The sequence below is a fragment of the Pseudomonas sp. EA_65y_Pfl2_P78 genome (assembly GCF_963970495.1).
Taxonomy (GTDB): Bacteria; Pseudomonadota; Gammaproteobacteria; order Pseudomonadales; family Pseudomonadaceae; genus Aquipseudomonas; species Aquipseudomonas baetica_A.
The window spans coordinates 1-17,235 of record NZ_CAXAON010000026.1 but is presented as its reverse complement, the minus strand read 5'-3'; the positions used below and the strand labels follow the sequence as shown (position 1 = coordinate 17,235).

22 protein-coding genes are annotated in these 17,235 nt (G+C 59.2%); 18 read left to right on the top strand and 4 right to left on the bottom strand.

Annotation, left to right across the window (positions count from 1 at the left end):
* Genes AACY02_RS18960 through AACY02_RS18880 form a run of 18 tightly spaced genes read left to right on the top strand, consistent with a single transcriptional unit; the run spans position 1 to position 13,089 of the window.
* Positions 1–1,116, top strand: coding sequence for a DUF2586 domain-containing protein (locus tag AACY02_RS18960; RefSeq protein ID WP_339433276.1), 1,116 nt, complete (start codon positions 1–3; stop codon positions 1,114–1,116).
* A 6-nt stretch (positions 1,117–1,122) separates the two neighbouring features.
* Complete coding sequence (locus tag AACY02_RS18955) at positions 1,123–1,575, top strand: phage protein (protein WP_339433274.1); 453 nt, start codon at positions 1,123–1,125, stop codon at positions 1,573–1,575.
* The gene (locus AACY02_RS18950; protein WP_339433273.1) at positions 1,575–1,784 is read left to right on the top strand and encodes a TraR/DksA C4-type zinc finger protein; all 210 of its coding nucleotides are present in this window, start codon (positions 1,575–1,577) and stop codon (positions 1,782–1,784) included. The genes AACY02_RS18955 and AACY02_RS18950 overlap by 1 nt, the downstream gene beginning before the upstream one ends.
* On the top strand, positions 1,784–2,080 hold the full coding sequence (locus tag AACY02_RS18945; protein ID WP_339433272.1) for a hypothetical protein: 297 nt from the start codon (positions 1,784–1,786) through the stop codon (positions 2,078–2,080). Before AACY02_RS18950 ends, AACY02_RS18945 begins: the two co-directional genes overlap by 1 nt.
* Positions 2,077–2,604 (top strand): lysozyme, encoded by a 528-nt coding sequence (locus AACY02_RS18940; RefSeq protein ID WP_339433271.1) that lies wholly within the window; start codon positions 2,077–2,079, stop codon positions 2,602–2,604. The genes AACY02_RS18945 and AACY02_RS18940 overlap by 4 nt, the downstream gene beginning before the upstream one ends.
* Complete coding sequence (locus AACY02_RS18935; protein ID WP_339433270.1) at positions 2,601–3,128, top strand: lysis protein; 528 nt, start codon at positions 2,601–2,603, stop codon at positions 3,126–3,128. Before AACY02_RS18940 ends, AACY02_RS18935 begins: the two co-directional genes overlap by 4 nt.
* Positions 3,125–3,415 carry a putative phage tail assembly chaperone gene (locus tag AACY02_RS18930; protein ID WP_339433269.1) on the top strand — a complete coding sequence of 97 codons (291 nt, stop codon included), beginning with the start codon at positions 3,125–3,127 and terminating at the stop codon, positions 3,413–3,415. The genes AACY02_RS18935 and AACY02_RS18930 overlap by 4 nt, the downstream gene beginning before the upstream one ends.
* A gap of 23 nt (positions 3,416–3,438) precedes the next feature.
* The gene (locus AACY02_RS26075; protein WP_445261945.1) at positions 3,439–3,579 is read left to right on the top strand and encodes a DUF6890 family protein; all 141 of its coding nucleotides are present in this window, start codon (positions 3,439–3,441) and stop codon (positions 3,577–3,579) included.
* Positions 3,580–3,584: 5 nt separating this feature from the next.
* A complete protein-coding gene (locus AACY02_RS18925; RefSeq protein ID WP_339433268.1) occupies positions 3,585–5,570 on the top strand; it encodes a phage tail tape measure protein in 1,986 nt (661 codons plus the stop codon).
* On the top strand, positions 5,567–5,884 hold the full coding sequence (locus AACY02_RS18920) for a DUF2590 family protein (protein ID WP_339433267.1): 318 nt from the start codon (positions 5,567–5,569) through the stop codon (positions 5,882–5,884). The genes AACY02_RS18925 and AACY02_RS18920 overlap by 4 nt, the downstream gene beginning before the upstream one ends.
* Positions 5,881–7,056, top strand: a complete 1,176-nt coding sequence (locus AACY02_RS18915) for a baseplate J/gp47 family protein (RefSeq protein WP_339433266.1) — start codon at positions 5,881–5,883, stop codon at positions 7,054–7,056. The genes AACY02_RS18920 and AACY02_RS18915 overlap by 4 nt, the downstream gene beginning before the upstream one ends.
* On the top strand, positions 7,053–7,577 hold the full coding sequence (locus AACY02_RS18910) for a phage tail protein (protein WP_339433265.1): 525 nt from the start codon (positions 7,053–7,055) through the stop codon (positions 7,575–7,577). Before AACY02_RS18915 ends, AACY02_RS18910 begins: the two co-directional genes overlap by 4 nt.
* A gap of 9 nt (positions 7,578–7,586) precedes the next feature.
* On the top strand, positions 7,587–9,245 hold the full coding sequence (locus AACY02_RS18905; protein ID WP_339433264.1) for a phage tail-collar fiber domain-containing protein: 1,659 nt from the start codon (positions 7,587–7,589) through the stop codon (positions 9,243–9,245).
* Positions 9,246–9,253: 8 nt separating this feature from the next.
* Positions 9,254–9,961, top strand: a complete 708-nt coding sequence (locus tag AACY02_RS18900) for a DUF4376 domain-containing protein (RefSeq protein ID WP_339433263.1) — start codon at positions 9,254–9,256, stop codon at positions 9,959–9,961.
* The gene (locus AACY02_RS18895; RefSeq protein WP_339433262.1) at positions 9,958–10,881 is read left to right on the top strand and encodes a hypothetical protein; all 924 of its coding nucleotides are present in this window, start codon (positions 9,958–9,960) and stop codon (positions 10,879–10,881) included. Before AACY02_RS18900 ends, AACY02_RS18895 begins: the two co-directional genes overlap by 4 nt.
* Positions 10,878–11,438 (top strand): baseplate complex protein, encoded by a 561-nt coding sequence (locus tag AACY02_RS18890; RefSeq protein WP_339433261.1) that lies wholly within the window; start codon positions 10,878–10,880, stop codon positions 11,436–11,438. The genes AACY02_RS18895 and AACY02_RS18890 overlap by 4 nt, the downstream gene beginning before the upstream one ends.
* Positions 11,435–12,139, top strand: a complete 705-nt coding sequence (locus AACY02_RS18885) for a hypothetical protein (protein WP_339433260.1) — start codon at positions 11,435–11,437, stop codon at positions 12,137–12,139. Before AACY02_RS18890 ends, AACY02_RS18885 begins: the two co-directional genes overlap by 4 nt.
* The gene (locus AACY02_RS18880; protein ID WP_339433259.1) at positions 12,112–13,089 is read left to right on the top strand and encodes a hypothetical protein; all 978 of its coding nucleotides are present in this window, start codon (positions 12,112–12,114) and stop codon (positions 13,087–13,089) included. The genes AACY02_RS18885 and AACY02_RS18880 overlap by 28 nt, the downstream gene beginning before the upstream one ends.
* 1,316 nt (positions 13,090–14,405) lie before the next feature.
* Here the strand turns inward: AACY02_RS18880 and AACY02_RS18875 are convergent.
* The 4 genes from AACY02_RS18875 to AACY02_RS18860 form a co-directional block, all read right to left on the bottom strand.
* Positions 14,406–14,807 carry a type II toxin-antitoxin system HicB family antitoxin gene (locus tag AACY02_RS18875; protein ID WP_339433258.1) on the bottom strand — a complete coding sequence of 134 codons (402 nt, stop codon included), beginning with the start codon at positions 14,805–14,807 and terminating at the stop codon, positions 14,406–14,408.
* A 149-nt stretch (positions 14,808–14,956) separates the two neighbouring features.
* Entirely contained in the window at positions 14,957–15,139 is a 183-nt protein-coding gene (locus tag AACY02_RS18870) for a type II toxin-antitoxin system HicA family toxin (protein ID WP_339433257.1), read from the bottom strand.
* 621 nt (positions 15,140–15,760) lie between these two features.
* Positions 15,761–16,279 (bottom strand): hypothetical protein, encoded by a 519-nt coding sequence (locus tag AACY02_RS18865; RefSeq protein ID WP_339433256.1) that lies wholly within the window; start codon positions 16,277–16,279, stop codon positions 15,761–15,763.
* The gene (locus AACY02_RS18860) at positions 16,237–16,545 is read right to left on the bottom strand and encodes a type II toxin-antitoxin system TacA family antitoxin (RefSeq protein WP_339433255.1); all 309 of its coding nucleotides are present in this window, start codon (positions 16,543–16,545) and stop codon (positions 16,237–16,239) included. The genes AACY02_RS18865 and AACY02_RS18860 overlap by 43 nt, the downstream gene beginning before the upstream one ends.
* Positions 16,546–17,235: the final 690 nt, after the last annotated feature.

Sequence of the window (17,235 nt, the reverse complement as noted above, 5' to 3'; positions counted from 1 at the left end):
ATGGCACTCGGTCAAGTCACCGTCGACAATCTCAATCTAGGCCAGGGTGCCGTGACTGAGGTTGAGCGTTACTTTCTTTTCATCGGCCCCGCCGCCAAGAACGTCGGCCAGTTCATCCCGTTGAACACCGACAGCGACCTGGACGCCGCCCTGGGCATTCCAGCCAGCGACCTGAAAACCCAAATCACGGCCGCACGCCAAAACGGCGGCCAGCGCTGGGCCTGTCTTGCCGCCCCGATCGGTGCCGAAGGCGACTGGGCCACCGCGTTGCAGAAAACCCAGCAACAGGGCGTGTCGGTAGAGGCGGTGATAGTCACCAAGCCTGTCACGAAGGCAGACGAACTGTCGGCCATGCATGACGCCGCTGTTGCCCTGAACAACACCTACGGGCGCCGTGTTTTCTTTCTCGCAAGCACCGCCGGCATCACCGTCGACCAGACCTGGGCGCAATACCTCACCGAGCAAAAGGCTTTGGTGGCGGGACTCACTGCGCCGCGCGTTTCACCGGTACCGCAACTGCACGGTAACGACTTGGGTGTGTTGGCCGGCCGCTTGGCCAATTCGGCGGTGAGCATCGCTGACAGCCCGATGCGGGTCGCCACTGGCCCGGTGCTGGGACTGGGCCAGGTGCCCGTCGATAGCGAGCTGATTCCGCTGCCGTCCGCTGTGCGCAGTGAACTGGATCGAGCGCGGTTTTCCGTGTCGCAGACCTATCCGGACTATCCGGGCGTGTATTGGGGTGACTGCAACATGCTGGACACCCCGGGCAGTGACTTTCAGGTCGTGGAATACCTGCGCATCACCGACAAGGCCGCTCGCCAGATCCGCCCGCTGCTGATCCGCCGCGTTGCCGATCGTCGCTTGAACAACACGCCCAACAGCATGGCGGTGAACACCAACCAACTGATGGCGCCACTGCGTGCCATGGCCAAGTCGATCAAGTTCAACGGCGAGGTGTTCCCCGGCGATATCGAGCCGCCGAAAGACGGCGACCTGGTACTGGAATGGCTGAGCAAAACCAAGGTCGCGGCCTACATCAAGCTCAAACCCCTCAACTGCCCGAAAGACCTCACGGCGAACATTGCCCTGGATCTTTCCACTGACAAAACGGAGTAACGCCCCATGGCAAAAATTGGCGGCAAGAACTTCGACGTGAGCCTGGGCGATCTGTCGCTGCACGTCGAGAGCTGCACCCTGGACATCACCGACAACTCGGCCGTGGCCCAAACCCGGGGCGTGCCTGACGGCTACGTGGAGGGCGACGTGGCCGCTGCCGGCGAACTGGAGCTGGACAGCTCCAACCTTCAGTTACTGATCGATGCGGCGCGATCGGCGGGGAGCTTTCGCAAGCTCAAGCCTTTTGACGCGGTGTTCTTCGCCAAGGCCGGCGAAGACGAGGAACTGCGCGTAGAGGCGTTCGGCTGCAAGGTGAAAATTTCCAGCCTGCTGTCGATCGATCCGAAAGGCGGCGAGAAGACCAAGCACAAGGTGCCGTTCGACGTCACCAGTCCGGACTTTATCCACATCAATGGCGTTCCGTACCTCGACGCTACCGAGATCGAGGGGCTGCGCTGATGGGGGATTGGTTCGAAAAGGCCGCGAAGTTGGAGCTGCTGGAGCGTGAGCAGGCCATAAAGGCGCAACTGGCGCGGCCGCGCCCCTCGGGGCCGAGCCGCATCCACTGCCTGGACTGCGAAAAACCAATCCCCGAACAACGCCGAGCCTTGGGCGGAATACTCCGCTGCACACCTTGCGAATCAGTTTCAGAGCGGAGTAAACGCTGATGACGACTGAAGCCTCACGTCTCGGATCGCTGGAGCAGAAGTTCGCCGTATTCGAACACCGGCTGGGCGAGCTGGAAGACCGCCACGAAACTGTGCCGACCCGCGTGACCAAGTTGGAACAGGGGTTCGAACACATGGCGGGGCAACTGTCAGAACTCAACGCCGGCCAGCAGAATTTGACGGTCGCGGTAAACGACATTGGCGCGAAGGTCGGTCGCTTGCTGACCATCCTCACGCTGGTTGGTGCCGTGCTGCAAATGGCGGTGCCGGCGCTGTTGCGGGTGTGGTTCCCATGAGCCTGCGCGGAAAGATTCAGGCCGGCGCCGTGACCTTGGCCAGCGCCTCTTTGGTGGCGTTCCTGGGCACTTGGGAAGGCAACGGCCAGAACACTGTTTATGCCGACAACTTGGCCCGTGGTCTGCCGACCGTGTGCAAAGGCATCACCCGACACACCAGCCCGTTTCCGGTGGTGGTCGGTGATTACTGGTCGCCCGAGCGGTGTGCCGAGGTGGAGCAGTTGGTAATCAGCAAAGGGCAATTACAGCTCGCCGACTGCATCACCAACCCGGACGTGCGCCAGAACACTTTCGACGCTTTGACCAGCCATGGCCACAACGTTGGCGTGCCCAGCACCTGCGCCAGTCGGGCGGTGGCGTTGATCAACGCCGGACGCATCACTGACGGCTGCAAAGCGTTGGCCTGGGCTCCGGACGGCAAGACACCGGTGTGGGCTTATGTGACTGACGCCCAGGGCCGCAAGCGCTTCGTTCAAGGTTTGCACAACCGCCGGCTGGCTGAAGTGGAGCTGTGCCTGCGATGAGCCTTTCCCCGTTGCGCCTGGCGCCGTTCGTGCTGCTGTTCGCCCTGTTGTTGTGGGTGGCGTTTGATCGGGTGACCGATCAGCGCGACGACGCCAGGCGCGAGCGCGACAGCGCGCAATGGGAAGTGAATGGCCTGCGCGAAGCGGCCCGCATCACCGGCGAGATGCTCGCGGAGCGCGATGCGATCGACCAACGAAACACCAAGGAATTGAACGATGCGCTCACTGAAAACAAGCGCCTGCGCCGCGCTGTTGGCAATGGCACTGGCCGGTTGTACGTCCGGGCCAACTGTCCCGCCGCCGGATCTGTGCCCGCCACCACCGGCACCGCCCGCGTGGCTGATGCAGGACGCGCCGAACTCGCAGCAGACGCTCGACCGGATTATTTCACCCTCCGAGATCAGCTCGCCCTAAGCCGGCAAATGATTCTCGGACTCCAGCAATACGTCCGTGGCGTATGCCGGCGATCCCCGGCACACCAGGACACCACTTTTTCCAACCTCAACAAGAGAACAACCCCATGAGCCAACAGAACACCGAAATCACCCTGGAAGTCGGCGAGCAGGAATTCACCTTCAACCTGACCCCGGCGGACGTCACCAAATACTTCAACGCACTGACCCAAACCAACAAGGTCGCACCGGGCAACAACCTGCTGATGACCACCGTCAAGCAGGACGAAAAAGCCACGCTCAAACCGCTGCTGGCCAACCCGGTGATGGTGATGCAGATCGCCGGCGCGCTGCTGGAGGAATACGCACCCAACGTTGAGGTGATCGTAAAAAAGCGCTCGAGCACGCTGAGCGCCTAAGCGAAAACGGACTGGGCCAGCTCATGGCCCTGACGAACCGCTGGCTACCTGGAGTCGAACCCACGCCCGAGGCGATGGGAACGGCCAGGTGGCTGGAGGACGAACACTGGAGACGCATGGAGTTTGCCGTGGCTAACGGCATCGCCCTTGCGCTGAACGGGTAACGACTTTGGCAGACCGTAGCGCCAGCCTGGCTTTCATTCTCAGCTTGCAGGACAAGGTCACCGGCCCCCTGGGCAAGGTGAAAATGGGTTTTTCCGACCTTGCCGAGCAGAGCGAAAAGCACATCAAAACGATCGGTTTGGGCATGGCCGGCGTGACGGCAGCCGTGGTCGGGATTCGCGCTTCCATGGAACCAGCATTGGAGGTCAATCGCGCCCTGGGCGACGTGCGATCGCTGGGCGTGGCCGAGGATGCGTTGTCTGCGCTCAATGCCAAGTCGTTGCAGTTCGCGGTGAACTACGGCGAGAACGCCAAGGACTTTGTGGCCTCGGCGTACCTGATCGAGGGCGCTATCAAGGGGCTTGCCGGCAACCAGCTCGCCGTCTTTACCAACACCAGCAACCTGCTGGCCAAGGCCACCAAATCCGACGCCGAAACCATGGGCGAATACGTCGGCACGCTCTACAACCTGCAAAAGTCCCAAGCCGATGCGATGGGCAAAGGCGCGTGGGTGGAAAAACTCGGCGGGCAAACCGCGCTGGCGGTGCAGTTGTTCCGCACCAGCGGCGCGGCGATGAAAGACGCCTTCAAGGAGGCCGGCGCGATCGCTACGACCTCCGGCGTGGATCTGGCCGAACAGATGGCGGTGATCGGCACCCTGAGCAGCACCATGGAAGGCGGCGACGCCGGCGGACGCTACAAGGCGTTTTTCGAGAACATCGGCGCCGCCTCGGAAAAGCTGGGCATGCAGTTCACCGACCAGCAGGGCAAGCTCCTGCCGATGATGACCATCCTGGACAAGCTCCAGGGCAAGTTCGGTGATCTAACCACCGCCTCGACCGGAGCCAAGCTGGTGGAGGCGTTTGGTGGTGAAGGTGCGCAGGTGATTGGCGCGCTGGCCAAGGATACGGATCGACTGCGCAACGGCATCGCGCAGTTGGGCAATGTGCGTGGGCTGGAGAACGCCGAGAAGATGGCCCAGCAAATGGTCGACCCATGGCAGCAATGGGCGTCCCTGGTCGAGGTCATGCGTGTGGTGTTTGGCCAGGTGCTGATCCCGGTACTGACCCCGTTTATGAACAAGATGGTGGATATCGGCAAAACCCTGGTGCGCTGGTCGACGCTGTTCCCAAACATTACGCGGGTGATCGGTATCACCACGCTGACCATCATGGTGATTGTCGGCGCTCTGTCGTTGCTGACCGTGGTGGTGGGCGTCTCGAAGATGGCCTGGCTGAGTCTGGTGACAGTCTGGAAAGTTGTCCGGCTGCTTAACCTTCGAATTGCCGCGACCTTCATTTTGCAGAAGCTGGCGATGCTGACTTACGTCGCCGTGATCTACACGCTGAGCGCCGCACTGCGCATTATTCGCGGCGCGATGTTGCTGTGGCAGGGCGCCATCTGGCTGGTCAACTTTGCCCTAACGGCCAACCCGATCGGCGTCATCGTGATGGGGATCGCTGTCCTGGTGGCGATCGTTGCCGTCGCGATTTACTACTGGGACGAATGGACGTCTGCCCTGATGAACACGGCGGCGTTCCAGTTCGTCGCCGCGCAATTCCAGAAGCTGTCCGACTGGTTCAGCTCCGTAGGCGGATGGTCAGGCATGGTCAAGACCGCGTGGGACAGCATCGTCAGTGTTTTTCAGAAGGCCATCAACAGCCTGATCGAGCTGATGAACAACATCCCCGGCGTGAACATCGAGGCGCGTCTTGGCGGCATGCCCGAAGTGCCCGGCGTCGACGCGGCGACCAATGCCGCCGACACCGCCAACGCCGCGCAAAAAGCCCAGCAGACCATCAACGCGGCAATCCCCAGCCTTTCGCCGGCGCGCCCTTCAGCGGTGCCGCCCGGTGGCCTGTTGACGAGCATTCAGAACAACAACAGCAGCCAGAACAAGGGCACGCATGTGGAGAACGTGAATATTCAAACCGCCAAACCGATGAACCCGCTGGAGCTGGAAAACATGCTCGCAATGGGGGTGGGTGGGTGAGCGAGTACATAGACCTGCTGATCATCAACAACGACCTGGCGCTGGATCCGTCGCATCAGCCGCGCCTCATCGATGACCGTGCCTGCATCGCCCAGGACATCGCGCACATGATCCGCGACAGCGGGCTGCTGGTGACGTTGGTGGCTGAGCGCGATCGGCTGCGCCAACGCGACTGCATCCAGCAACTGGAACTGTTGGTGGAGGACGACCAACGCCTGGTGCCCGGTACGGCACGCATCACCCAGCAGGAGCCAGGTGTGTACCTGGTCACTGCAAAAACCCTGAAATTCGGTTCGATTGAGGTAAGTCTGTGAGCCAGGTCGATTTTAAAAAGGTGATTGCCGACGCTGGCATCCCGACCACCGAGGCCGGGTTGAAGGCTGCGTGGGAAAAGGAAGTGGAAGCCCAGGGCGCCAAGGTGGCCAACACCAGCAGTTATTCCCCGTTCTGGCGGGTGATGACCGCACTGGTGACCAAGCCAGTGTTGTGGCTGCTGGATTTTCTGTGTCTGACGGTGCTGCCGAACTTCTTTGTGAAAACGGCGGTGGACGCCTGGCTGGACATGCTCGCATGGGCGGTCAATGTCGAGCGCAAGGGCGCCACCAAAGCCCGTGGCACCTTGCTGTTTACCCGCGCTTTGCCGGACGGCGTTCTGGAGCTGGAAAAAGGCATTGTGGTGCAGTCGGCCGCCATCAACGGCAACGTCTACAAACTGATTACCACGGCGCCGGCGACGTTCGTAGCGGGCCAGTTGCAACTGGACGTGCCGGTGGAGGCGGTCGAGTCCGGCAGTGGCTTCAACCTCGCCCCGGGTTACTACGCCATCCTGCCCGTGCCCATTCCCGGCATTGTCCAGGTGGTGAACAAGGACGGTTGGCTGGAGTCACCAGGCGCAGATCCGGAGCCGAACGACCAACTGCGTTTGCGCGTGCGCAACCAGTTCTCGGCGGTCAACCAGTGGCACACCGACGCGGTGTATCGCGCCATGATTTCAGCCTTCCCGGGCGTGCGTCCGGATGGCGTCTATTTCGAACACGGCGCACCGCGTGGGCCGGGCAGTGCGAACGCCTATGTGCTGTTTGATGCAGGCGTGCCGGCGGACAGCTATCTGGAGCAGATCAACGCGCACATTCGTGACCAGGGCAATCACGGACATGGTGATGATCTGCTGGCGATGGCCATGCCAGAACTTGCGTACAACATCTTCTTGACCATATGGCCCTTTCCCAACCAGACGCCGGAGCAAAACACCGCCCTGAAACAGGACGTGGAATTCTTTGTCCGTGCTGCTTTTCGCGAGAGCACGCCCCGCGACTACCAGCCCACACTGACTTACCCACAATCGCGATTCAGCAAAAGCCGTCTGGTGACAGAACTGCACGAGCAGTTCCCAAGTATTGAGGCGGTGAAGATCACGCCCATCGTGGATTTGGTGAACGGTCTGTCGATCCCTCGCCTACAAACCTTGTCGGTGACCATGCAGTGATCAAGCTCAAATTGCCGTTCTGGCTTGAAGGCTCCGAGCTTTCAAAGCTGGTCAGCGCTGCACAGGCGTGGTGGGAAACCGTCACCGGTTGGCTGCGCTGGCCCTATTCGCAGATCGATCCCGACACCTGCCACATGAGCATCCTTGAACTGTGGGCCTGGCAGCGCGACGTGACGCGCTTTCAAGGTGAACCGGAATCCCTGTTCCGGCTGCGTGTGAAATACGCCTTTATCAACTCCGTCGACGCCGGCAGTACCGCCGGCATGAAACGCATTTTCGAGCGCCTCGGCGTGGGTTACGTCGAGATCGAGGAACGCCAGCCCGATCGGGATTGGGACGTCGTGTTACTCAAATTCAGCAACTCTCAGTTGTCACTGAATCCAGAGCTGTTGCGCGTACTGATCCAGCAATACGGCCGCACCTGCCGGCGCTATGACTTCGTGACCATCACTCCCATGGGGCTGCAAATGGCCCTGATCGACTTTAACGACGACCAGCAAACGCTGGTCGCCAGCCTGTAGGAGCGCACCGTGAGCGCCAGTATTACCTTGGCCGGTGAAGGCCAGATCGCCCTCAAGCACAGCCAGAAAAAGCCGCTGATCATCAGCAAGTTCATCTTTGCCAATGTGCCCTTGTTAGATCCGGACGTACCGGTGGATCGCGCCGCCGGCAAGCCGCCCGCAGGGCAGATTGTTCACGTCTACGACATCCCGAAAGAAAACGCCGGCTTTGTGAACCCCAACCAGATCGTCTACAGCGCCCAGTTGGGGTCGGACATCGGCGATTGGGACTTTAACTGGGTGGGCCTTGAGGACGCGGACGGCCTGCTGTTCGCTGTGTCCTACGTGCCGCTGCAACAAAAGCGCAAGAACATCCCGCCCCAGCAGATCGGCAACAACGTCACGCGAAACTTTCTGGTGGCCTTTGACGGTGCCATGCAACTGACGGGTGTCACGGTCGATGCCAGCACCTGGCAGCATGACTTTACGGTGCGCCTTGCCGGCATCGATGAGCGCGAGCGCCTGAGTAACCGCGACGTGTATGGGCGCGCCTGCTTTTTCGGTGACTCGCTGGCTTTTGCAAAGACCGCTGATGGATTCCAGCTAAACCCGGGTACCGCCTACATCGAAGGCATCCGGGTTTTTCTGGCGAAGCCTCTGCCGATCAACGGTGTGATTCCCGAAGGGAAAATCACTCTCGACGTCTGCCTGGAACGGCAGTCAAACGATCGGGTTGCGACGTGGAAAGTCGTCTATGGCGAACAAGCCGACTACACCGACGCCGCCGGCGTTCGCCATTACTGCGTGCGGATCGCCCACTACACACCGCCAATGGCGTTCTGGGACGAACGCCTGCCCGAGCCAATCGCTGGGCCACTCGTTCAACACTTCGCGGCGCGTGATGGTGATTACGCGACTCTGCGCGCCCGGGGCACGACCAAACAAGACGTCGGGTTGGGCAACCTCCCCAACGCAATCAGCGACGACCCAACGACAAACAGCAGTCAGATCGTGGCGTCGACCGCTGCCCTGAACAAGCTGCAAAAACAGGTCGGCGACTCGCTGACAGGCATGGTTTCAGCGTTCGCGATGAACGCGGCGCCGCCGGGCTGGCTCAAGTGCAACGGCGCCGTGGTGTCGCGCACCGCGTTCGCGGGTCTGTTTGCGCGCATCGGTGTCGTGTTCGGCGAGGGTGATGGCTCCACGACGTTCGGTCTGCCGGATCTGCGAGGCTTGTTTCTTCGGGGGCTGGACGACGGGCGCGGCCTTGATCCTGCGCGGGTGTTCGGCACCTTTCAGGACATGATGATCCACGCTCACGGGCACACGGCCTCGGCCGCAGCGGTCGGTGACCACGGCCACACCGCTTGGACGGATGCGCAAGGCAACCACGCTCACCGCGCATGGACTGATGCCCAAGGCGCGCATAACCACTCTGCTCCAAGCTCGCCAGGTATTGGTCAAGGCGCCGGAGGAATCAATTCCGTTCAACAGGCCGCTGGTGCGCACGAAACCTCTTGGGCCGGACAGCACGCTCACAACATCGGGATGGATGCTGCCGGTAACCACGCGCACAACGTTGGCATTGGTGCCGGCGGCGCCCACACCCACGGCGTCACTGTAGCCGCCGCTGGCGGTACCGAAACCCGGCCGAAAAACATGGCCCTACTTTTCTGCATTAAGTATTGAGATCGAGCATGACTGACAAACTCGTCTATCAGACCGACCGCCTCGGCATTTTCATTGGTGCCGTGAAGGCTGACGAATCGCCGCTGGAACCCGGCGTTTACATGATCCCCGGCGGGTGCATCGAGATCCCGCCGCCGGCGATCCCTGAGCAAAAAGCCGCCTGGTGGAATGGCCAAGACTGGCAACTGGTGGACTACTTCGGCGGCGCGGTGGTGTACAGCATCGCCACCGGTGAGGCGCGCACGCTGGAAGGCTTCGAATCCGTGCCGGCGGGCTACACCATGAAGAAACCCAAGGCGAATCAGATCTGGAAGAACGGTGAATGGATCGATGACATCGATACCGTGTTGGCCGCGCTCCAGGACAAGAAACTGCAAGTGATCGCGACCGACTGCGCGGCCTACATCGCCGGCGGCTTCAATTCCAGCGCCTTGGGCGAGTCTTACCGCTACAGCAGTGCTATCGATGACCTGGTGAACTTGAATGGCCAAGTGTTGCTGGGTATGGACGATGTTTATCCATGTTATGACGCTCATCAGGTAATGACTTTCCTGCCGCACACGATCGCCCAGTTGCAGAAAGTCAGCCACGACCTGGTGCGCTTCCGCCAAGCCGCCCAACAGCACGCGGAGACACTGCGCCAAGCCGTCGCAAAAGCGCTGAAAGACAAAGACCTCAAGGCAATGAAAGCCATCACCTGGACGCCGCCGGCATGACCTGGGCACCGGTGACCATGCGCTGGCCAGAGCAGTCCACGCAATGGATGGGCGGGCTGTCAGCGGCCAAGGATCTGGCCGGCGGCGAGCTGGTCAGCACCGCCCAGCGCCTGGCAGGACTGAGCGGGTTGGCCAACACCAGCCCAGGGCCGGTCGGTGACGCGGCCAAAGGCGCGATCGCGGCCGGACGCGCAGCGCTGGCCGACCAGTTGGGTCAGGTGCCGGCCTGTCTGGTGGTGACGCCGTTCCAAAGTGGGGTCGGCCAGGGCACCGGCTACCAGCGCTTTCTGTCCGCGCCGAACGTGCTGGAACATCTCGCCAACAAGCTGGAGGACGCCAGCGACAGCGGGCGCCCGACCGGGCCGCAATACGCGCTGTCGATCTTGTTCCTGGGCACACGGCTGGAGCAGCTCGCCAGCAGCTTGGCGCGGTTCAATGCGTTGCTGCCGATTCCTGACCTGGTACGCACCGAACGCCGGGCGCAACACCTGATGAAACTGGAAAGTGAAAAGTGGGAGATCCCCGGCGCCGGCCCTTTGCCGCGCTGGCAGGGTTTGCCGCTGGAGCGCTGCACCGTGGTCAAAGCCGCCAAGCAATCCATGGCGGGCCAATTGGCAGTGCTGGAGGGCTACGCCGCCGACAGTTCGCCGTTGGCCGATCTGGCTGCGCTGGCAGCGCGCAAGAGCGCCCAGCAACAAGGGCGGGATCAGCAATTGGCTGACCTGAAAGCACTGCTGGCTGGGGGAAATCCTGACGTCAGCATGCGCGCACGGCTGATCGGCCCGGGCAACGCCGGCGAACTGCGCCACGAGCTGCTGGCCGGCGATGCCCCGGGCCACGAATGGATTCAGTGCGCCGGGCTGCTCCTGGTGGGCAGCAAGCAGGGGTTGAGCTTCGTACAGGAGCTGGTGGGCCTATGACGCTGCTACTCGACGGGCAAAAAGTCCAAGGGAAGAACCTCAAGGTCACCGCCAACCTGCGTATCGAAAGCGGCGACATGTCCGGCCAGACCAGCAACACCGACAAGGCCCACAAGGGCTTCAAGCCCAAGACGCTGACCGTTTCGCTGATGATTGCGTTTGTGGATAAAACCCAACTGACGGATCTGCTGCGCCTGGCGGAAACCACGGCCAGCGGTGGTCAGCTTCACCTTTATCGGATCGTCAACGACACGGCCGAGGCCTTCGGCGTGCGCCAGGTGGAGTTTTCGGACGGTATCAGCGCCCGGGAAGCGGACAACCTGAAAGCCTGGCTGGTGCAGTTCACGCTGAGCGAGCGTGAATCGAATCCGGAAAAAGTCGAAGGCCGGCGCGCCAGCAACAAGGTCAACGCCCAAGGCGCCCCGGGCAGACCTGTCGGGGAGGGCGGTGGTACTGCCGGCAATGGCGAGGCTACCGATGAAAACCCCGCGCTGAGCGGCTTCGAAAAGGTGCTGGGCCGCGTGGACAAGTGGCTGGGCGGGAGTGAGCCGACGTGAAACTGCACAAGGTGTTGGCCATTAATGGCGCGCCGATCGCGCTGATCAAGGAAGACGTTCGGCTGGACGCCACCAGTCCCGGCCGGGCGAACTTCACGGTTCAATCTTCGGTACCGCTGAAAGGTTTGGTGACGCTGGATATCGGCTACAACGAAGGCACGCTGCAACGTCACTTTATCGGTTACGTCGAGCGCTGCACCGCCGCGAACGCGGTCGAGCAGGTTCTGTTTTGCCGCGAGCTGGCTGCCGTGCTGGCCAACCCGCTGCCGCTTAACCTGCGTCATGTGGATCTGCGTGCGGTGCTGGCCGAGGTCAGCGAGCAAACCGGTCTGCGCTTTCGCGTTCCCGATCGGCCTTATGCGAGCGTGAAGTCGCCGTATTTCTACAGCCTCGCCGCCGGTTACCAGGCGATGGACAGTCTGGCCCGGGTATTCAGCATTCCCGACTTCACCTGGCACCAGTTGGGCAATGGTGAAGTCTTCGCCGGCGGTTGGGCCGACAGCTTTTTTGGCGCCCGGGCGCCGCTGCAAATCCCCACGGAGCTGTTCGACGGCTACCAGGGCAACCAAAGCGCGATGGTCGCGGCCCTTCCCGGGTTGCGACCAGGTGCAACGATCAACAACGGCGAGCGCGTCACCACGGTGTCGCTTGCCAATGACCAGATGGCCATCCGATGGAAGACGCAATCCGCCGCGCTGTAGAGCGCCAATTCCCCGAACTCACCGGTGGTTATCACCTACCGCGCTTCGCCCGGGTTACCGCCGTGGCCGACGCGCCGGCGGACGCTGGACTCTGTGACGACTTCCGCCCGCGCTACGCCGTGGACATTGTCGTACTCGGCCCGGACGATGAGCCGGATCCGGCCATGCTGCCGCTCACCGGTGTTCCGTTGCCGTTGCCCACCGGTGGCGAGGAAATGGGCATTTACGCCTTTCCGGAGGAAGGCACGCGGGTGGTGGTGTGCTTCGCCTACGGATTACCGAACAAGCCCTACATTCAATCGATCTTGCCGCATGGGCTGAGCATGCCGAAGGTGCCGAAAGGTGATCAGGTGTGGCAGCACAGCGAAGCCGCCCAGCAGCGCGTCGACGCTGACGGCAACTGGCTGCGCCAGACCGATGGCAAGATCAGGGATCAGGCGATCGAGCGTGAAGTTGAAGCCCTGGAGAACCGCGAGCAGTTCCAGAGCCACACGCAGACGATCGATGACCACTCGACCGAGTCCGTGGGTGGGGTGAAAAAGATCGAGGCGTTGGGCGCGTTGAAGCTGCTGTCGGGCGGATCCGCGAGCCTGGCGGCGGTGGACGATCTGCACCAGGCTACGGGCCGGGATCTGAATCTGGTTGTGGGGCAGAAGCACAACGCCACAGTAGGCGGGGACATGCAGGAGCGGATTGAAGGCTTGCGCAAGAGCGTGGCCGGTGTCAGCCAGCGGATGCAGGCGCCAAAAAACTGGATCGGTTCCGAAAGAGTGAATCTTTTCCAAGTGGTGTGCGACACACTCGACCTGCTGCAAGAGATGAACGTACAACTAGCGGCGCATACTCATTTACCAGGCCCAACACCCAGTCCAAGCGATGCCACTGGCTTCACAACAAGAGCAACCAAAGTGGCGGCACTAGCGGCGAAGTTATCTCCAGTTACTCTTTGACAAGCGAGTTCTGCGTGATTTAGCAATAGCAATTCGAACGTGATGTGCTGGGACAAATGTGGATAACTTTCCCCGCCGGCCAACAACTTCCGCCCGGGCCGGGAAATATACTTCCGCCGGCGGCGACCGTTCGTCGGATCGCTGTACGTCTCTAGCGTAATACAACTCACATATTCGCTTAGTAGGCGGTGGCCACCGCCGCATTTATGCCGGCGGGGGAAAACCCGCTAACTGTCGAGGTTTGCGGTTATTGCCATGTCACCGCCGGCGGGATTTCTATGTCGGCCGGCCGTAGAATGCAGAAAGGCCCGGGCGGGGCCGGGCCTTTCCACAATCGCGACGGGTGGTTTCCAAGGCTCAATCCTGTGATAGATTGATCCCAGCACTCGACGCCTTACAACTTTTGACTCTAGACAATTCAAAAGGTTATGGCGTACCGGTGGAGCAGTCAACCCTGCGGATTTTACAAAACCGCAAAAACTTTCGTAAGAAGGATAATTAGTTACGGTTAAACACGAACTAATAAACCAACAACGTCTGCTGACTGCTTTGCCTGAGTGCTGCTTGAAGCATCGTTAACACTAACGATGCGGAAATTAACCTGGGAGTTATGAATCATGTTCCGATCGCTTAAGCGTTTCATTCCAGAAGAACTAATTCGTTTGTTACAAACGGCGTATTGGTCAATTCGGCTGTATAGAATCATTCTTCAAATAGAGTAATTGAAACATCGGCAGGGGCTTCGGCCCCCGCCTTTTGTATCAGCAACGTGCAACGACTAAGGCTTACACCTTCGTTTTGTTAACCAGCTTCGTTCCCCGCCCTACTCGCAGCACCTTCGAAACCACGTTGCGCAGATTGTTATCGACGATGCCCATCAGACGACGCCCGGTTTCCTCCGGACGGCCGCTGAATGACGTCACATGAAAGTAATCGTGATCGTCAAACGGGCAGATCTCCCAGGGTAATTCGCGCGACCTTCCTGCTTATGTCTGTCGGATCTACGTCACAGCGCTCCGTGCAAGTATTGGGCTTTGGCAATTTTGGCTACCTTACCCCGCTGCACCGCCTCATCCGCTTCCTGTTCGTCAGGCCAGCATTTTGCCTCGGGCCTCCTTCAGATTCGCAGTCACCCGCGACCCCCTTGCCTCTGGCTAACACCACCCCTTGCCGGGTGTGTAGAGGACTTTCACCTCCAAGTCACCAGCGTGGCCACCACAGCCAAGCTGGTTGCGCCTGCGCGCAACGCGCCATGCCTGGCGCACCAACAAGAAAGGCGCCAACATGGCGCCTTTGAGGTGTTCAGCTTGGTCTGTTCAGACAGCAAGCTCACGGAGCGCTGCTGTTGCCAGAAATCCAGACCGTGAGGCGTAGCGGTGATCCTTGTTCACCTTCTCGTCAATACGGAGCAAAAGATTCTCTGGTAGAGACGCGTTGAATCTGACTGACTTGCCCAGATACGGGGTCAGATCGAAGTCAACCACCGCCCAGACACCACCGTCATAATCCGGATTGGCTAAGTGTGCATCTACCTCTTTCCCTTGAGGTAGATCGTCTCCATCAGCAACCATCCCTTCCAAGTGCAGCGCCAGTGCTTCGTTTACATTTTCAAGCGCTTCCGAAAAGGTGCTACCGGCTGAGAAGCAACCAGGCACGTCGGGCACAGTCACCCCATAGTCAGATTCAGCGTCTTTATGTATTACGACTGGAAATTTCATTTTCTGTTTCTCCCTTGCGAGCGCTCGGCGCGCCCGTCATTTGCATCTGCATAGCCCCAGCAAAAAGTCCCGTGAGACCATTACTACTTTTATAGTTTTTATCCTTCCCACCTAAGCCCCGCAGTAGAGCTTTCGGTGGGAGGGCCGGCTCATTTGAGACCGGCGGTTTTCAGAATGCTGTGTAGCGTTCCTTTTGCAATTTCCGACTTGGGGTGTGGAACCGTCACCCGACCCGCTTTTGTTGGATGCTTGAACTGATGATGGCTCCCTCTGACTGCCACCTCTTCCCATCCATCCGCCACCAACAGCTCGATAACTTCTCTACTTCGCATCCTGTCCCTCCCTCTGCTCCAATGGTGTGTATAGTACACACACATAATAACTATGTCAAAGGCGAATACACACAATACACACAGGCTTTTGCTATTTGCCGAAAATTTTCGTCGCAAGAAAAAAACGATCAAAAAAGCACTTATCCCCCTCCCGCCGACGGGCTTCACATCATTTTTTTTTGCAAAGGAACTGGGAGTGCAAACGCCTCCAAACAGCCCGCCTACATTGGGGCGCGTGAGGGCATCGCCCATTTCACTGAGTGCAACATTTTGCAGAGGATTGAAAAAATCTTACGGGGCGGCAGCTGGATTCCACCTAAGCGATGAACTTCCTTCCCCCCGTAACGACTAGGCATGCGCCTTGAAAAAAGGGATTTGCATGGTTTTTCCACGCTCAGCATGTCAACGCTAGGGGCAATTTCGAAGCTGGCCAGATTGTCACTAAAGCGGCTGTAACCCAACGTGAACGGGCATCTTCGCGACAATGGACATTTTCAAATTCTGACTCGACATGGAGCACTGCTTTGACATCGGCTTACGCCAAAGCAGGCAAGAAACGAAGCGGGGGAGGAAGGAGATAACTGGCCGCAGGACGCACGGCCAGTTTCTGTGTGCCATCAATCAGGTGAAGGGAAGCATCATCGTGATTGAGGACAGCTGTGGACAGCGAAGAAATCCAGCTTTCTCATAAAGCCCCACCAAGCTTTCATTCAGCGGGTGCACTACGAGTGCAGTGGAAGCGACTTCTTCAGAGGCAGTAAGCGCGCGAAGAACGGCATCCTGAATCAGATCGAGCGACAGTCCAGTACCTTGGAGCGTCTTACATACCCCCATGCGCCCCAAAATCGTTATCGGGTGCTGGTCGGGAGAGTTGCGCTGCGCCTTTTTGGGTACGACGTCTGCCCGCATGATCGTACCGTTCGACAATGTGTAGTAACCGACGACGGTATTCGAATTCTTGATGCAAACGACAAGCACGGTGGCAGTCTTTGCGATCTGGGCCTTGATCGCTTTTTTCTTCAGGTACTCGTTTATAGAGTCCTCACCACAATCGAACGTTTCCAGATCGTGGTTTTCAGTCAGTTTTACTGGAGCGCTCAACTCCAGCGAGATGGCCTTTGCAGCAGTTTCTCTAAGCATTTGTTACTCCTTACGGGATTGTTCTGTAAGGCTTGTTCAAAAGCGTCGAAGTCATCGTCGGCAAGGACGAACAGGCGCTGATCAAGGATGACTTCCTCTGCCTTTTTACAAGCAGCATCCAGGATGAAGCTGGTTCGGTCACTTCCCGACATGGCAGCGGCCACATCGATCAAGTCTCGTTTCCTAAAATCGACCCGCATGTTGATCGGGACGGGTTTTGTTTTTTCTGCTGCAGCGGACTCCGCACGCAATAGAGATCTGGTCATGGTCTTTCCTTTGTTTTCACGGTTTTTTAGGTCTGGTTTACCTCATCGATTTCATATTTTCGTTACTCGGCTGGTTAGACGATTCATGGCTTAGCCTCTGTTGTTAACGCTTCTAGTTAGGGGACATTCCCTAAGATCCATACTGCCATCCCGTGTATGAGATGTCTACACGTAACGCACATAGATACACAAAACACGACGGGCGGTGAGGGAGAAGGGGGTTACTGCATCGGATGTGGACGACTTTTCTTCCGTCCAACAGCCGTCCAATTTAGGCAGATTTTATTACTGCACATATACACAGCATCACTCTGAAACTACTGGTTTTTCTGGGTTTGGCCAATGACTACGGCACTCCAACTCGGGCTCATAATCCTTTGGTCCACGGTTCAAGTCCGTGTGGGCCCACCACATTTGAAAGCCGCGCTAAATGCGCGGCTTTTTATTGGGCGATGGTTTGGTCTATACGAGTGCAATGCTCGGAAGACTTCCCCGAGGGCTGTAGGCAAGTTCCGAAGCGGTGGTTTGAGGCGGTTTGGCGCCTGTTGGGCTTTTCTTTGACGGGTGTCTCGTCCTGAATAAGGTTTACACCTTCTGGCTTCTTATCAGGAGGGTGCAATGGATACGGGCGCAAAACGTAGTCAGCGCGATTACACGCTGACTTTTAAATTGTCAGTTGTCGACCAAGTA

Excerpts from the sequence above, each read along its gene's own strand:
- AACY02_RS18945 (WP_339433272.1), top strand. The coding sequence starts at position 1,784 with ATGACGACTGAAGCCTCACGTCTCGGATCGCTGGAGCAGAAGTTCGCC.
- AACY02_RS18880 (WP_339433259.1), top strand. The coding sequence starts at position 12,112 with ATGGAAGACGCAATCCGCCGCGCTGTAGAGCGCCAATTCCCCGAACTC.
- AACY02_RS26075 (WP_445261945.1), top strand. The coding sequence starts at position 3,439 with ATGGCCCTGACGAACCGCTGGCTACCTGGAGTCGAACCCACGCCCGAG.
- AACY02_RS18890 (WP_339433261.1), top strand. The coding sequence starts at position 10,878 with ATGACGCTGCTACTCGACGGGCAAAAAGTCCAAGGGAAGAACCTCAAG.
- AACY02_RS18955 (WP_339433274.1), top strand. The coding sequence starts at position 1,123 with ATGGCAAAAATTGGCGGCAAGAACTTCGACGTGAGCCTGGGCGATCTG.
- AACY02_RS18860 (WP_339433255.1), bottom strand. The coding sequence starts at position 16,545 with ATGACCAGATCTCTATTGCGTGCGGAGTCCGCTGCAGCAGAAAAAACA.
- AACY02_RS18870 (WP_339433257.1), bottom strand. The coding sequence starts at position 15,139 with ATGCGAAGTAGAGAAGTTATCGAGCTGTTGGTGGCGGATGGATGGGAA.
- AACY02_RS18935 (WP_339433270.1), top strand. The coding sequence starts at position 2,601 with ATGAGCCTTTCCCCGTTGCGCCTGGCGCCGTTCGTGCTGCTGTTCGCC.
- AACY02_RS18950 (WP_339433273.1), top strand. The coding sequence starts at position 1,575 with ATGGGGGATTGGTTCGAAAAGGCCGCGAAGTTGGAGCTGCTGGAGCGT.
- AACY02_RS18940 (WP_339433271.1), top strand. The coding sequence starts at position 2,077 with ATGAGCCTGCGCGGAAAGATTCAGGCCGGCGCCGTGACCTTGGCCAGC.
- AACY02_RS18960 (WP_339433276.1), top strand. The coding sequence starts at position 1 with ATGGCACTCGGTCAAGTCACCGTCGACAATCTCAATCTAGGCCAGGGT.
- AACY02_RS18900 (WP_339433263.1), top strand. The coding sequence starts at position 9,254 with ATGACTGACAAACTCGTCTATCAGACCGACCGCCTCGGCATTTTCATT.
- AACY02_RS18930 (WP_339433269.1), top strand. The coding sequence starts at position 3,125 with ATGAGCCAACAGAACACCGAAATCACCCTGGAAGTCGGCGAGCAGGAA.
- AACY02_RS18865 (WP_339433256.1), bottom strand. The coding sequence starts at position 16,279 with ATGCTTAGAGAAACTGCTGCAAAGGCCATCTCGCTGGAGTTGAGCGCT.
- AACY02_RS18875 (WP_339433258.1), bottom strand. The coding sequence starts at position 14,807 with ATGAAATTTCCAGTCGTAATACATAAAGACGCTGAATCTGACTATGGG.
- AACY02_RS18895 (WP_339433262.1), top strand. The coding sequence starts at position 9,958 with ATGACCTGGGCACCGGTGACCATGCGCTGGCCAGAGCAGTCCACGCAA.